The following is a 14,758-nucleotide window of genomic DNA, read 5'->3' on the forward strand; positions in this document are numbered from 1 at the left end:
GACTTATTGATATTACATTATACTACCAGATGTACTTAATAAGCGCTTAATGATTTTAGCGAGGCAAAGAGTTGCCGTGCTGTTAAATTATTTCTAAATCTTTTGAAAAAATAACTACTTCTTTAAAAAATTAGAAATTTTTTCTGCAACACCATATTTTGTGGATTCTGAGAGGATGATTTGAGCAGCTTTGTTGTTGTCAGTGTTAAAAACCATAGGTCCTATAAAGTTTACAACTGAATCTTCTATCGGTGATTGGATAAGGACAATATTTAAAATGATGAGATTTGAGTTTTTGTCTATGCCGAGCAGTTGTTGTGTATTGTCTGGAATTTCAAAGTCATAATCTATGAGAACAAAGGGATCAATCAGCGTAAAAGTTATATATTTGTCATCAACCGACTGCATTCTCATAAAAATATCGTCTATTTTTTCCAAGGTTACCTGTTTTACATTTTCAAAGCCTAAAATAGGTACACACACATCAAATTTCATAAAAAGCCTTCTCGTATATTTTGTTAATTGTAGCACTTTAAGCATAAAATGTACCTAGTTTAATGAGTGTTATATATCTTTTAGATAAAATATCAACCTATTTATAAACAGGAATATATTTAATGAAATTTAAAACTTATAAGCTTATTGCTCTTTTGCCTATAGCACTTCTTTTTACAAACTGTTCAAAGAGCAGCGTTGGGGAGTATAACAAACCTGCTATGTATTGGTATTCCAAAATAGTGGGAAATGTTTCTCGCGGTAATTTGGATCAAGCAGATTACTACTACAGCTCACTTCAAGGAGAGCATATAGGTTCTCCTTTGCTCCCAGAAGCTACGATGATACTTGCGCTTGCCCACATGAACCACGAAGAGTATCTCTTAAGTGAGCATTTTTTGGATGAGTACATAAAGAGATATGCAACGCCGAATGAAAAAGAGGAGGCTGAGTTTTTAAAGATAAAAGCAAAATATAAAGCCCTTCCAAATCCAAGACGAGATCAAGCGCTTATAGACGAGGCAATAGAGCAGGGTGAGGCGTTCAAAAACAACTATCCAAACTCTATGTATGGCGAAATCGTAAACACAATGCTTACTCGTCTCTACCTTGCACAGTACGCGCTAAATGAGGAGATAGTAGACCTTTATGAGAGACTTGATAAGCCAAAAAGTGCAGCATATTACAAAAATGTAAATCCCCAGCCGTGGATAAAATCTGAGGAGATAAGCGGAGCGACTGCTCCTTGGTACCGCTCATGGTTTGAGGGAGACGGCACATCTAGCTGGTATGATTTTATGATACCTGATACAAAAAGCGTTGTTTCAAGAAACTCAATATCAGAAGATGACGATATGGCGGGAGATGCTAATGAAGCTGAGTGATTACAGTAATTTTCCTGCAGATATACCGGTAATTGCCGAAGATGAGATTTTCTTATATCCGTTTATGATTGCTCCGCTTTTTTTAAGCGATGAGAGCAATATACAAGCAGCTACAAAAGCCATAGAAGAGGGTTCTTTGGTTATCGTCTGTCCTACAAAGCCTACTCATGAGGGCGAGAGAGCATTTGAGTCTCTTTATGATGCCGGCGTAGCGGGTGCGATAATGAGAAAAGTTTCACTTCCGGATGGAAGAGTTAAAGTTCTTTTTCAAGGGCTTGCCCGTGCAAAGGTGATTGAGAAGATTTCAGAGAATCCTCTCATCGCACATGTAGATGTTATAAATGCTACAAATGTCAGCTCTCTAAAGATAGACGCAATATTAGAAATACTTCGCGAAAAAGTTAGAACGCTTGCAAATGTAAGTAACTATTTTCCGCCTGATTTGCTTAGAACAATTGAAGAGAATCATGACTATAACCGTATTATAGACCTTATCTGCAGCACAATAAAGTTAAAAAAAGAGCAGGCTTACGGACTTTTTGTCGAGTCAAATACAGAGAAGAGATTTTTAGATTTGATAGAGCATATAATTGATGAGATTGAAGCCAATAAGCTTCAAAAAGAGATTCGCTCAAAAGTTCATACGCATATAGAGAAGGTAAATAAAGAGTATTTTCTAAAAGAGCAGTTAAAGCAGATTCAAAAAGAGCTCGGCAGCGATACCTCAAGAGATGAAGAGATGCAGGAGTACAGAAGAAAGCTTGATGCAAAGAAAGAGAAGATGAACGCAGAGGCTTACAAAGAGGTAAATAAGCAGATAGAGAGGCTTTCGCGCATGCATCCTGACTCTTCAGATGCTTCTATGACACAAACGTATCTTGACTGGGCTTTAGAGATTCCTTTTGGAGATGAGAGCAAGAAAAAGCTCAAAATAAGCGAAGTGGAGAGCCAGCTGGATAAAGACCACTTCTCTCTGGAGAAACCAAAGCAGAGAATAGCTGAGTTTTTTGCTGTCAAAGAGCTAATGGAGCTAAGAGGCGCAAAAGGAAATTCAGGTGCTATTCTCTGTTTTTGGGGACCTCCGGGAGTAGGTAAAACATCACTCGCAAACTCAATTGCTGAGGCTCTAAAGAGACCGCTCATTAGAATAGCGCTCGGCGGACTAGAAGACGTAAATGAGCTTAGAGGACATAGAAGAACTTATGTCGGCGCAATGCCGGGGCGTATAACGCAAGGTCTTATAGATGCTAAAAAAATGAACCCTGTAGTTGTTCTGGATGAGATTGATAAAGTTGCAAAAACAGGAAGAGGCGATCCTACAGCCGCACTCCTAGAGATACTGGACCCAGAACAAAACAGAGAGTTTCGCGATTACTATCTTAACTTTAATATTGACCTCTCAAAGGTTATTTTTATTGCAACTGCAAACGATGTGGGAAATATTCCGGCACCGCTTCGCGACAGAATGGAGTTTATCGGCATAAGTTCGTACACTCCCCAAGAGAAGTTTGAGATTGCTCAAAGATATCTTCTGCCGCAGGAGCTTAAAAAACACGGTCTTAGAAAATCAGAAGTTAATATCTCAAAATCTGCCTTAAAAGAGCTGATTCATAGTTATACCCGTGAAGCTGGAGTGCGTAACCTTCGCCGCCGTCTTGCAAATATGGCTAGAAAAGTTGCCCGTGAAATTCTTGAGAATCCTGAGGTTACTAAAGTCTCTCTAACACTAAAAAATCTCAAAGAGTACTTTGACAAAACAGTTTTCGAGATAGAAAAAACAACAAAAGTACCGGTTGTTGGAGTAGTTAACGGTCTAGCTTGGACGGCAGTAGGCGGCGATGTTTTAAAAATAGAGAGTATCCGTATAAAAGGCAAAGGCACAATGCAGCTTACCGGCAGTCTTGGCGACGTTATGAAAGAGTCGGCGATAATTGCATACAGTGTTGTAAAAACATTGATAGATACTAAAAAATTAAAAATTGACGCTAAAAATATTCCGCTTTCTCCAAAAGAAATAGAGGACAAAATCAAAATTGACTCCAGTGAAGTTTATAAGCGTTATGACCTCCATATTCACGTTCCAGACGGAGCAACACCAAAAGACGGACCAAGTGCCGGCATAGCTCTTGTAAGCGCAATAGCTTCGATTTTAAGCGGCAGAAAAGTTCGCTCGGAAGTTGCAATGACGGGCGAAGTTTCACTTAGCGGGGATGTTTTACCGATTGGCGGACTTAGAGAGAAGCTTATCGCGGCACACAAGGCGGAGATGAGTAAGGTGCTTATACCTGCAAAAAATTATGAGAGAGATTTAGAAGATATTCCTGATGAGGTAAAAGAGTCTCTTGAGATTGTTTCAGTAAGCAGGATAGAAGAGGTTTTAAACCATGTTTTGGTTTAAAACCGATTTAGATATTAAATTGTAATCGAATCTATTTTCTGCATTAACTCCACACTTCTTATAGGCTTCATTAAAAAGTCATTAGCGCCAAGTTCTAAAGCCTCTCTCTTTTTAGTCTCATCTGTTGTTAAAACTATAATCGGAAGCTGCTCAATATTGTCGTCTGAGCGGACAACTCTCAGAACTTCTAGTCCGTTCATAATAGGCATGATAATATCTAAAAGGATAAGACTTATGTCAGATCTTGATTTGATATGAGTTATTGCATCTGCTCCGTTTTTTGCCTCTATCACCTCTTTTACATCTGGATTCCTCATTAGCATAGACTTTAAAAGCTTTAGATTTATTAAATCATCGTCGACCGCTAATATTATTAACTCTTTTGACATCTGTTTTTTCCCTTATTAAGCATATTTTGCAAACAGTGACTTTAAAAGGTCTCTGTTTACTACGTTGTTTATGATTTCATCTACATGTTCTTTTTTGCTTAAAGCATCTTTTTGTATAGAGTCGTCAACCAATACTATATGTGATTCAAGTCCGTTAGAAGCACTTAGTTTTCTGATACTTGAAGCCATATCTTCAACATCTAAGTCACTGTACTCTTTATCAAAAAGAACAACTTTGTAAGAGTAGTTGTTTATCAGTTCTTGGAAGTCAACCAAAGAGGAGGCAACTTCATATGTAAGCCCCTCCATTGCCTCAATTACTTTTATATATAGCCTAGTTTCAAAAGCGCTCTTTTTAGCTATCAATATATCTGCTCTATATTCAGGAGCCGTGCGACCCTGTGCCTCGCTTAGTTTTTCGACAAGAACGTCTTCTGCGCTTATGCTTTGTGGTTCACTAGCTTTTGCTTTTGGCATATCGGCAGCCTCAACAATGCAATCTGCAAGGAAGTTGTTAAGCATGGAGATTATCTCAGCACGGACAAGAGGCTTGGTTGTGTACTCATCAAGTCCTGCGGCAAGGAATTTCTCTCTGTCTCCTTTTAGGGCGTTTGCAGTAAGAGCAACAATAGGCGTGTGAGGCTGTTTGTAGTCATGCTCCCACTCTAAAATCTCCGCCGTTGCCTCAACACCATCAAGGAATGGCATCTGAATATCCATAAAAATAAGGTCAAATTTGCCGTCTTTTCTCTTTTGAAACGCATCTAGACCGTTGTTAGCAATAGTTACGTTTAGTCCTAAATCTTCAAGCGTTCTTTTAATTAGTTTTTGGTTTATTATATTGTCTTCTGCAACCAAAACATCCGCAACAAACTTAGATTTATTCAGGTCAAACTTTTTACGAGACTGTTTTTTAACAACTTGAGTAGCTGAATTTAATAAAACATAGTTTTCCAATGTCTGTTTAATTTTTGAAGTATGTATGGGCTCATACAGGATTTTAAATATATTAAAACCAAGTGAATCTATTCTCTTCATCAGGTTTGATTTTGTAAGAACTACCAACTCCTGCGGGAATTTAGCAAGTTCGCGAAGAGACTCCTCGTTTATATAATCGTAATCAACAAAGAGAAGATTGTAGTTTGTCTCTTTTTGAAGAATCTCTATTTTGCCAATCTCTTTAAATGTTGTATATTCCACCCCATAGTAGTCAAGATACTCTCTTAGGTATCTGTCTTGTTTTTTAAGTTTTAGTGAATCACTCAAGATAAGCGCTTTTAGGGTGTTGAAGCTATCTTTAGAACTCTCATTTAGCGTCTCAACCTCTTCAAAATCAATAGTAAAGTAGAAAGTAGTACCTTCTCCAATCTTGCTGTCCAAGTCAAGTTTTCCGCCCATAAGTTCAACGAAGTTGCTTGAAATTGTGAGTCCAAGTCCAGTTCCGCCATATTTACGAGTAATAGATGTATCGGCTTGAGAAAATGCCTCGAAGATTTTAGACTTTTGTTCACTTGTAACACCGATACCGCTGTCTTGAATCTCAAACTTGACCCTTGTTTTGCCTATTTCGCTAGAGGTTACTCTTCTGATATTGACATTTATAGAGCCAACATTGTTTGTAAATTTAACCGCATTCGAGAGAAGGTTGATAATAACTTCTTTAAGTTTTGTAGGGTCTCCTTTAAGGGGAAACTCAAGACTAGGGTCGATGAAACAGCCGAGGTTGATATGCTTTTCGCTTGCACGAACCGCATAAACTTCAACAGCACTCTCAAACTCTACAATAGGATTAAATGCAATATGTTCGATTTCAAGTTTATTGCTCTCAATTTTAGAGAGGTCAAGAATATTATTGATAATCTCAAGCAGGTTCTCCGAGCTTTTTTCAATAATATCAACAAATTCACGCTGTTCCTCTTGCAGTCCTGAATCTTTAAGAAGTTCTGTAAATCCGACGATACCGTTTAGCGGGGTACGGATTTCGTGCGACATGTTCGCCAAGAACATAGATTTTGCTTCACTAGCCTCTTGAGCAGAAATTTTATCTTTTTTGGTCTGCTCGATAATCTGCTCAAGAAGTTCATAAGCCAAGTCGGTACCCTGAGAAGTATGAAGATTGATATTTCTATCTTGAGAATCGTAATCCTCAGCAACTTTTTCAAGTACGCCCTCAAGGTGCTTGATGTTGCTTGTAATCTCTTTTGAGAGAATATAGCCAAGAATCGCAAGAATAATTGCTATGAGCCAGACTGACAGTGTGATGATAAGTGTTTGCATAGACTCTTTTTGAACCTCAGTTGCTCTACCGCTCATCGCGGTTAAAAGCAGATCTTCAGCCTCTGAAATAGTGTTGATTTTCTCGGATAGCATCGTAAACCAAGCACCTGAAGAGATTTCATATTCTCCGCTGTCAGCTGCAGAAATAATTGCTGTTCTTTCGCTATTTATATCTTGAAACAACTCTTCACTCTCTTCTGATTTAAAAAGAGCATCAAGCTTGCGGAGAAGAACTTTATTCCGTATTCCTTCGTAACCAATCGAATCGGCTCTACCGATAAGAGCAATCCAGTTGTTTAAGTCATCACTTGAAAGTTCTGTTGAGCGAGAGATAATATATGCCATATGGCCTCTTTCAACTCCAGATGCCTCTTTGGCTTTTGCCATTGAGATATACAAAGAGTAGAGCTCACTTATCTCTTTATCTATTTGGTTGTCCGCAATTTGTTCTAACTGTTTGATGAAGTTTTTTTGAATTGTAATGTAAACACCCATAAACATCTCTTCGAACTCTATTTTGCCCTCATCAATAAGAGATCTAACGACCCTTATCTTAGCCATGTCAGAGATAACATCGTCAATGCTTGCACAGGTAATACAATCTGTCTTGCCTATATTTTCTTTGTGGGTGTGCAGTGTCGTATTGTTTTGCGCATATTGAAGATATTTGCTGATTTTTTCATCAACAATCTTTCGCTGCTCAATAAGAGACTTTAATATATTTTCAGTTTTTTCACCGAGATACATTGCACTCATGCCACGTTCACGGGCAATGTTTCCGACGACATCGTTTAGATGTCTGTTCTGGTCTAGTTTTTCTTGAAGTTCTCTAGCTGCATCAAATGAGACATAGGAGTTATAAAGGTAATAACTTGTTAGTGAAAAGAGAATAATAATAGGCAGAAGACTGATTAGCTTTAATCTATTTTTTAGCCCTAGCTGCATTATTTGCCCTCTGCCTTTGAGATTAGATTTAGTTTTGATGTGACACTTCTAACGAAATCTTCAACTCCTGACATATCAGATGAGTTAATGATAGCCTCAAGAGAGCTGTCAAAATCGTGAATTCTCATATTTTCACTCATCCCTTTTAGTTTTATTGCAGCACTTCTGCATCCATAAAGGTCGTTCTTTTCAACTGAAGTGTTCATTGATTTTGCAAGCTCTTTGGTTTCATTTAGATAGTCTTCAAAAAGTTCATTGAAGCTTCCTAAATCCAAACCGATATCGTGAGCTATCTTCTTTTTATCGTAGTGAAGAACGCTATTCTCTACCTCTTCTTTTATCTCATCTTGAGCACTCTCAATAGAATCACTAAGAAGCAGCAGCTCTTCACTCTCTGCCTCATCTTCATATTTTTTAGCGATTGCATCATGCTTTAAGAAGTCATCATCTGCCAATTCAGGAATATCAATGGAGGCAGGAACATCTGAGTCGTCAATCTCTAGAGCGGGAGCAGTTTTTATTTTATCCGCTTTTTTTGTAGGAACAAAACTCTCATCCTTGAATGATAAAATAAAATCTTCCTCAACCTCTTTTGGTTTTTCTGTAACTGCCACGCTCTGAACGACTACATCTTCTTTATTTGAGAGTCTGCTTATAATTCTGTAGAGTCTGTCAAGATTTGTTTTAATCTCATTGTCATCGTCTGAGCTGTTGATAATAGTAAGGGCATCAAGGGCATCTTCAATTCTAAGGTTTGCAGCAACACCTTTTAGTTTGTGCGACTGAATCTTTAGATGATCCATGTTTCTGCTGCTTGCAGAGTCATAAAGATCCTTTTTGAAACTCTCCGCTTGAGCGATAAAATCTTGTATAAACTCCTCTACCAAATCAACCGGCAGACCTAAGTCGCTTGATGCAACAGCTGGGTCGTAGACATAGTGTGCAAAAGGAGACTGATCATCTTCTTTTTGCTCTATCTTTGGCGCAAGAGGTTTTTTAAGACTCTCTTCAAGAACCGGCTTTGGCTTCTCTTTTTTTTCTAGGACTTGAGGAGCCACTGCTAAATCATGCTTCTCCTCTTCTATCTCAACATCTCTATCGAGGCGCTTGTCAAGGTCGATTTCAAGACCGGCAGAAGGCTCATGTGACTCATCTTCATATATATCTTTAACTATATTAGGGCTTAAGTTTTCGTACTTTGAATCAGTTGGGGTAGGTTTTTGAGCCACACTGCCTACTAGTTTTTCTTCTTGGGCTCGCGAAATCCCTCTTAGTCCTGAGAACTCTATAATATACGCTTTTTTTGTCGGGTTATCAGTAAGGAAGATAGTTCTTACCTCAATATTTGTGGTATAGCCTTTTCCCTTAACGTTAATAATGGCTTTTGAATCAACACCGGTGTCGTTACATGTAATATAATCAATCCAATGTACATGTTTAAAATTATGAATAAAGCCCGGCGACTTAACAAACAGGTCCGCAAAATCTTTTGCTTCCGCACTAAGATCTGTAAGATTAGAGAGACCGAGAGCTTTTAAATCACTCTCATCAATTCCCAAAAACTCTTTTTTATGATTGTAAATTAACATGTAAACCCTTTACTATTTATTGTTAGCGTTTTGCTGAACTCTTTCATTTTCTTGAATATTTTTTCTAGGGGAAGGCTTGCTTACGGATATATATCCAGTCTTTTGCCCTTTTATGTCGAATATAGGGGCAATTTCAATGTCAGTCCAGTAGTAGCGACCGTCTTTGCGCAGGTTTTTTAGCATACCGTTGTATACTTGCCCGCTGCTTAGCGTATTCCACATCTTTTCGTATATCTCTTCGCTTACTTCTGGGTGTTTTATTATACTGTGGCTGGTATTGATTAGCTCATCAAGAGTATAACCTGATATTTCACAAAATTTTCTATTGACAAAAGTTATATTACCTTCCAAATCCGTTTGACTAATGGCCACCTTGCCATCAAAAATATACTCTTCATTTTTCGGCACAACTCTGCTCATAAAAACCTCTGTGTAATATAGTTAATATCATAAAACTTGACTAAATATATCATTAATAGTTTAAAAAAAAACTTATAGATAAATATTTTTTATGATATTTGCATCTTTTAAATTTAAAACAGAGCTTATTTCCTCAACAGTTGCTTTTTTAAGCGCGTCAAAGGTGCCAAAGTGCTTTATTAACTTAACAACTTTAGCTTGCGATATTCCTTTTAATGTCAAAAGTTTACTCTCTTTATCGAGTTTCAGTTTTGTTTTTTTATGAAAGTTTATGGCACATCTGTGAGCTTCATCTCTTAATTTTTGTACCCATTGAAGCCTTTTGTCGCTCTCTAGAAGATTAAATGTGTCATCTTTGGTATGAATAATATCCTTTGCTCCTCCCTTTGCACGATGAGATTTTGCATCTATCTTCTCTTTTGATATGGAGATAACATCTATAAAAATTCCGCTTGATTCCAAAATATCAAGTGCAAGCTTTAAAAGTGTGCTTCCGCCGTCTAAAATCCATAAATCAGGCGGAGAATTTTTAGAAAAACTCTCAACCCTCCTCGTTAACAGTTCTCTCATTTGTGAGTATTCGTCTCTTGCATCTAGGTGGTAGATGCGATAGCTCTTTTTATCAAATTGATTCTCGTCATATACCGCCATTGCTCCTACGGTTGCTACTCCCGACATGTGAGAGTTGTCAAAAATTTCTACGCGCAATGGAGCTCTTTGGAGTGAAAAAAGTTTTTTTATTTCAGGAGCTATATTGCTTTCATCTTCTTTATACTCTTTTTTTAAGAGCTCTGCGGCGTTTATTAGCGCCAAATCAATGAGCTGTTTTTTGTTTCCTGTTTTTGGCACTTTTATCTGCGCTTTTTTTTCAAAGAGTGTTGTTAAATAACTCTCAATTATATCTTTGCCTTCAAATTCTGATGCGACTAAAATGGGTGCAATGATTGGAGGTTTGCCGTTTGAGTAAAAATCCATAAGCACCCTTTGGTAGAGCTCATCTTCATCATACCCTTCGTGAAGCTGGATGTAGTCGTGTGATGATGAGATAACTTTGCCACCGCGCATAAAAATACGCACTACTACGGCTCTGTGCTCTGTGTGTTCAAGCACAAAAATATCGTAGTTTTCATTGCTTGCAAAATCTATCTCGCTCTTAATCTCAGAGCGGCTTATCCTCTCGCATCTGTCTCTTATTTCACCAGCCTCTTCAAAACGGAGATTTTTTGCATAAAAAAGCATCCTCTCCTCTAATTTCTTAAGAAGAACTTTTTTATCTTCAATCAACTCTTTTGCCGCATCAAGCTCTTTTTTGTACGCCTCTTTTGAGATATCAAGCTCGCATGGGCCAAGACACTTGCCTATCTGGTAGTAGAGACAGAGTTTTTTTGATTTCAGACACCCCTTTTTTTGGACAAGTTTGCATATCTCATAGACTGAGTCCAGTATATCTCTTGCACCCACTGAATACGGACCATAGTATTTAATATTTGAAGATTTTATGATTTTTCTTGTTATCTCAAAGCGCGGATACTCCTTTGAGTTGTCTATATAGATGTAAGGGTATGTTTTGTCGTCACGGAGCAGAATATTGTACTTTGGGCTTAACTGTTTTATAAGAGAATTTTCCAAAATCAGCGCGTCATGCTCAGAGTTTACTACTATGTAGTTCATTGAGGCTGTTTGGGAGATCATTTTTGATATTCTTGCCGAGAGATTGGGATTTGGCTTTAGCGAGGGAGCGAAGCTGAAATAGCTTTTTACACGTTTGGAGAGACTTTTTGCTTTTCCTATGTATAAAAGACGCCCCTCTTTGTCAAAATATTGGTATATTCCCGCGTTTTGAGGAAGCTGTTTTATACTCTCTTCAAGAGTCATTGCTGTTTTTTTCTTTTATGATTTTTTGAATTGACATTACAAGCTCTCTGAGTTTCGTTTCGTGTATATTTATTTCAAAATTACCGCTAGAGCGCTCCTTGTAGAGAACTTTTATCTCTTTATACTCCTCTTTGCTTTTTCTTGGAGTATGCGTCACAAAAGCTTTTATCTCATCAAAGAGACTCTCTTGGCAATCTTTGCACTCATCGGGCATATAAAACTTTAAAGCACTTTTAATGGATTGTATATTATTATCAAACTCTTGTTTGCCGACGGGGTGATTGAAGACGAAAAACAGAGTTCTGTTTTTTATGTATGCAAAGTTAATCATTTTTTGTACGGGTGCAGTGAACATAGATTGTACTATTTTGATACATTTATAATAAGATAGTTTAGAGAATTGAGGTCTGCTTTGGATAGAGTTTATAATTTGACTGGCGCTTTTCATTTAGTAATTATAGCAATGTTTTTATTAAGTTTGAGTGGATGTGGATACAAGGATGATCCGTATTATTTAGAGAGCGCTCCGCAGGGCGATAATAATGTAAAGTTTATTATCAAAAAGCCAAACAGCGATAACAACGAAAGCGACAATGATAATAGATGAAATATGACGTAATAATCGTAGGTGCCGGTGTTGCAGGTCTTTATGCCGCAATGCATCTGCCTCGAAGCAAAAAAGTTCTAATCATAAACAAGAGAGAGACTTTTAAGTGCAACAGTTTTTATGCCCAAGGCGGCATAGCTTTGGCCATTGATAAAGATGATATACCGACTCATATTCAAGATACGCTTGATGCTGGAGCAGGTCTTTGCGATGAAGAGGCTGTGAGGGTTTTAAGCGAGAGCTCAAGAGGAGCAATCGATGATTTAATAGCGCGCGGATTTGAGTTTGACAAAGACAAAGACGGAAAACTGCTCTATACCAAAGAGGCGGCTCACTCAAAAGAGCGAATACTTCATGCCGGCGGAGACGCAACGGGGAGATATCTTCACTACTTTTTATTAGAGCAGAATCCTCATCCGATGTTAACAGATGCCAGAGTAGTTGACTTGCTTATAAAAGATGGCGAGTGCTACGGGGTGACCGTGTTAGACCACAGGGAGAGTAGAAATATATATGCCGACAATGTAATAATTGCAAGCGGCGGAGTAGGCTCGCTTTACGAATACCATACAAATGCGCCTTGTATCAGCGCCGATATGCAGGGTCTTTGTGTTTTAAAGGGGATAGAACTCTCTGACATGGAGATGATGCAGTTTCACCCCACTGTCTATGTAGACAACAACTCCGCGCAAAAAATGCTTCTAACCGAGGCGTTAAGGGGAGAGGGCGCTACCATTGAAGATGAGAATGGCAGAAGATTTCTGTTTGATTATGATGAGAGAGGAGAGCTTGCTTCAAGAGATATAGTGAGCAAAGCAATATACGATTACAATAAAAAAACAGAGATGCAGATATATCTTTCTTTTAAAAATTTTGACCTTGTATATTTTATGAAAAGATTTCCAAATATATATAAAAATCTGCAGCTACTGGGCTTTAATGCGCCTAAAGAGAGAGTTCCTATATCTCCCGCATTTCATTATGCAATAGGCGGGATAAAGACTGATGTAAACGGCGCGGTTCCAAGCGTCAAATCGCTTTATGCCGTAGGAGAAGTTGCATCAACAAAGGTTCACGGAGCTAACAGACTTGCTTCAAACTCCCTTTTAGAGGGACTTGTGTTTGGAAAAAGAGCCGTAGAAGAGATGTTAAAAAAAGAACATGTAAAAAAAGATATAAAATTTGAAGTCAGCGATGAGGTGATGAGTCTAAAAGAGGACAAAGAGAAAAAAAATCTTCTTCGTCGTATTATGTGGAAAAACGTCTCAATCGTAAGGACAAAAAGCGCTCTTAATGACGCATTGAACCAAATTAATGCTCTTTTGAATGAAAAAATTGGTAAACTTCTCAAATTTCGTTTACTTACTGCAAAAGAGATAGTGCTTGCAGCATTAGCCAGAGATGAATCAATAGGTGTACATTTTATAGAAAAGGATAATAATGATTAAGTTATTAATTATTATGTTGAGTTTTAGTTTTGCATTTGCAAGCTCAGGCGGTTCGGTTGATGCAATTCCGGACCTTACGTTTACATGGGTCGGATTTGCCGCTCTTGTCATATTTATAGCGGGGTACTACTTTGTCGCAACGGAGGAGAAATATCACATAGATAAAGCAAAACCGGCTCTTTTTATCGGTACGTTTATGTTTATCCTTATAGCAATTTATTACATGTTGAATCATCTTGATATGAATCTTGTTCATACTCAAGCGCAACATCTTATACTTGAGATTGCAGAGATATTCTTCTTCCTGTTTGTCGCAATGACATATATTGAGACGCTTATCCACATGAATGTTTTTGAGAAGTTGAAATATAACCTGATATCCAAAGGGTACAGCTATAGAAAACTCTTCTGGCTTACCGGTTTTTTAGCATTTTTTCTCTCGCCGATTGCCGACAACTTGACAACAGCGCTTATTCTCTCAACTGTGTTAATAACAATAGAGCGTGAAAAAATATCGTTTTTGGTCCCCGGTGCTATCAACATAGTCGTTGCGGCGAATGCAGGCGGCGCTTGGAGTCCGTTTGGAGACATCACTACTCTTATGGCTTGGACTGCAGGCAAAGGGCAGTTTATGGATTTTATGTTTCTCTTTCCTGCATCAATCAGCGGATACCTTGTAACAGCATATCTGCTAAGTAGATTTGTGCCTGAGACTCAGCCTGATTTTGACGTCACAAAAGAGAAAGTCCCTGAACTTATGCAGGGTGCAAACAGAGTAATTGCTCTTGGTATTATAACAATTGCTTCAGCGGTACTCTCTCATCAGCTGCTTCACCTTCCTGCAATGTGGGGTATGATGTTTGGTTTGGCGCTTCTTAAAATGTACCAATACAGACTTAAGATAAAGTATGACTCACATCTCAATATCTTTGAATCTATGAGTAAAATAGAGAACAATACGCTTCTCTTTTTCTTCGGAATACTCGCTGCTGTCGGCGCACTCTATTTTATAGGCTGGCTGGCGCTTGCGGCGGTGGTTTACGACCCATCGGTTCTAGGTCCTACATGGTCAAATATAGGTGTTGGTTTCCTCTCAGCGATAGTAGATAACGTTCCAGTTATGTCGGCAGTGCTTAAAGCAAGCCCTGAAATGGGTCTTGACCAGTGGATGCTTGTTACTTTGACGGCTGGAGTGGGCGGTTCGCTTATCTCTTTTGGTTCCGCGGCAGGCGTAGGCGTTATGGGCAAACTTCCTGGAATCTACACTTTCGGTTCGCATATGAGATACTCGTGGACCATCTTTATAGGCTATGTTGCATCGGTTTCAATCTGGTATCTGCAATATGAAGTATTAGGTCTATATATTAAACATTAATCTTAATTATTGTATCCTTTCATCATCGAAAGGGTGCGCCCTCTTAAAGCCATTTT

At 38.3% G+C, this 14,758-nt stretch carries 12 protein-coding genes; 5 read left to right on the forward strand and 7 right to left on the reverse strand.

Features of this window, described 5'->3' with window-relative positions; genetic code table 11:
- Positions 1–114 precede the first annotated feature (114 nt).
- A complete protein-coding gene (gene fliW, locus K0A91_RS01725; RefSeq protein WP_295007530.1) occupies positions 115–495 on the reverse strand; it encodes a flagellar assembly protein FliW in 381 nt (126 codons plus the stop codon).
- A gap of 122 nt (positions 496–617) precedes the next feature.
- Between fliW and bamD the strand changes: the two genes are divergently transcribed.
- On the forward strand, positions 618–1,379 hold the full coding sequence (gene bamD / locus K0A91_RS01730; protein ID WP_295007532.1) for an outer membrane protein assembly factor BamD: 762 nt from the start codon (positions 618–620) through the stop codon (positions 1,377–1,379).
- Complete coding sequence (lon, locus tag K0A91_RS01735; RefSeq protein ID WP_295007615.1) at positions 1,366–3,777, forward strand: endopeptidase La; 2,412 nt, start codon at positions 1,366–1,368, stop codon at positions 3,775–3,777. The genes bamD and lon overlap by 14 nt, the downstream gene beginning before the upstream one ends.
- 14 nt (positions 3,778–3,791) lie before the next feature.
- Here lon and K0A91_RS01740 read toward each other — a convergent pair whose 3' ends face one another.
- From K0A91_RS01740 to K0A91_RS01765, 6 genes are all read right to left on the reverse strand, one after another.
- Positions 3,792–4,166, reverse strand: a complete 375-nt coding sequence (locus K0A91_RS01740; RefSeq protein WP_295007534.1) for a response regulator — start codon at positions 4,164–4,166, stop codon at positions 3,792–3,794.
- 15 nt (positions 4,167–4,181) lie between these two features.
- Entirely contained in the window at positions 4,182–7,388 is a 3,207-nt protein-coding gene (locus tag K0A91_RS01745) for an ATP-binding protein (RefSeq protein WP_295007536.1), read from the reverse strand.
- Positions 7,388–8,977 carry an Hpt domain-containing protein gene (locus K0A91_RS01750; RefSeq protein WP_295007538.1) on the reverse strand — a complete coding sequence of 530 codons (1,590 nt, stop codon included), beginning with the start codon at positions 8,975–8,977 and terminating at the stop codon, positions 7,388–7,390. Before K0A91_RS01750 ends, K0A91_RS01745 begins: the two co-directional genes overlap by 1 nt.
- A 12-nt stretch (positions 8,978–8,989) precedes the next feature.
- Positions 8,990–9,397, reverse strand: a complete 408-nt coding sequence (locus K0A91_RS01755) for a PAS domain S-box protein (protein WP_295007540.1) — start codon at positions 9,395–9,397, stop codon at positions 8,990–8,992.
- A gap of 72 nt (positions 9,398–9,469) precedes the next feature.
- Positions 9,470–11,272 carry an excinuclease ABC subunit UvrC gene (uvrC, locus tag K0A91_RS01760; RefSeq protein WP_295007542.1) on the reverse strand — a complete coding sequence of 601 codons (1,803 nt, stop codon included), beginning with the start codon at positions 11,270–11,272 and terminating at the stop codon, positions 9,470–9,472.
- Positions 11,262–11,720, reverse strand: coding sequence for a hypothetical protein (locus K0A91_RS01765; protein ID WP_295007544.1), 459 nt, complete (start codon positions 11,718–11,720; stop codon positions 11,262–11,264). Before K0A91_RS01765 ends, uvrC begins: the two co-directional genes overlap by 11 nt.
- A 15-nt stretch (positions 11,721–11,735) precedes the next feature.
- Between K0A91_RS01765 and K0A91_RS01770 the strand changes: the two genes are divergently transcribed.
- Genes K0A91_RS01770 through nhaD form a run of 3 tightly spaced genes read left to right on the forward strand, consistent with a single transcriptional unit; the run spans position 11,736 to position 14,702 of the window.
- The gene (locus K0A91_RS01770; RefSeq protein WP_295007546.1) at positions 11,736–11,879 is read left to right on the forward strand and encodes a hypothetical protein; all 144 of its coding nucleotides are present in this window, start codon (positions 11,736–11,738) and stop codon (positions 11,877–11,879) included.
- Positions 11,876–13,327 (forward strand): L-aspartate oxidase, encoded by a 1,452-nt coding sequence (nadB, locus tag K0A91_RS01775; RefSeq protein ID WP_295007548.1) that lies wholly within the window; start codon positions 11,876–11,878, stop codon positions 13,325–13,327. Before K0A91_RS01770 ends, nadB begins: the two co-directional genes overlap by 4 nt.
- Positions 13,320–14,702, forward strand: a complete 1,383-nt coding sequence (gene nhaD / locus K0A91_RS01780; protein WP_295007550.1) for a sodium:proton antiporter NhaD — start codon at positions 13,320–13,322, stop codon at positions 14,700–14,702. Before nadB ends, nhaD begins: the two co-directional genes overlap by 8 nt.
- Positions 14,703–14,758 lie beyond the last annotated feature (56 nt).

The sequence above is a fragment of the Sulfurimonas sp. genome (assembly GCF_019429335.1).
Taxonomy (GTDB): domain Bacteria; phylum Campylobacterota; class Campylobacteria; order Campylobacterales; family Sulfurimonadaceae; genus Sulfurimonas.

Coding starts and splice junctions, on each gene's coding strand:
- fliW (WP_295007530.1), bottom strand. CDS start 495: ATGAAATTTGATGTGTGTGTACCTATTTTAGGCTTTGAAAATGTAAAA.
- bamD (WP_295007532.1), top strand. CDS start 618: ATGAAATTTAAAACTTATAAGCTTATTGCTCTTTTGCCTATAGCACTT.
- lon (WP_295007615.1), top strand. CDS start 1,366: ATGAAGCTGAGTGATTACAGTAATTTTCCTGCAGATATACCGGTAATT.
- K0A91_RS01740 (WP_295007534.1), bottom strand. CDS start 4,166: ATGTCAAAAGAGTTAATAATATTAGCGGTCGACGATGATTTAATAAAT.
- K0A91_RS01745 (WP_295007536.1), bottom strand. CDS start 7,388: ATGCAGCTAGGGCTAAAAAATAGATTAAAGCTAATCAGTCTTCTGCCT.
- K0A91_RS01750 (WP_295007538.1), bottom strand. CDS start 8,977: ATGTTAATTTACAATCATAAAAAAGAGTTTTTGGGAATTGATGAGAGT.
- K0A91_RS01755 (WP_295007540.1), bottom strand. CDS start 9,397: ATGAGCAGAGTTGTGCCGAAAAATGAAGAGTATATTTTTGATGGCAAG.
- uvrC (WP_295007542.1), bottom strand. CDS start 11,272: ATGACTCTTGAAGAGAGTATAAAACAGCTTCCTCAAAACGCGGGAATA.
- K0A91_RS01765 (WP_295007544.1), bottom strand. CDS start 11,720: ATGAAAAGCGCCAGTCAAATTATAAACTCTATCCAAAGCAGACCTCAA.
- K0A91_RS01770 (WP_295007546.1), top strand. CDS start 11,736: ATGTTTTTATTAAGTTTGAGTGGATGTGGATACAAGGATGATCCGTAT.
- nadB (WP_295007548.1), top strand. CDS start 11,876: ATGAAATATGACGTAATAATCGTAGGTGCCGGTGTTGCAGGTCTTTAT.
- nhaD (WP_295007550.1), top strand. CDS start 13,320: ATGATTAAGTTATTAATTATTATGTTGAGTTTTAGTTTTGCATTTGCA.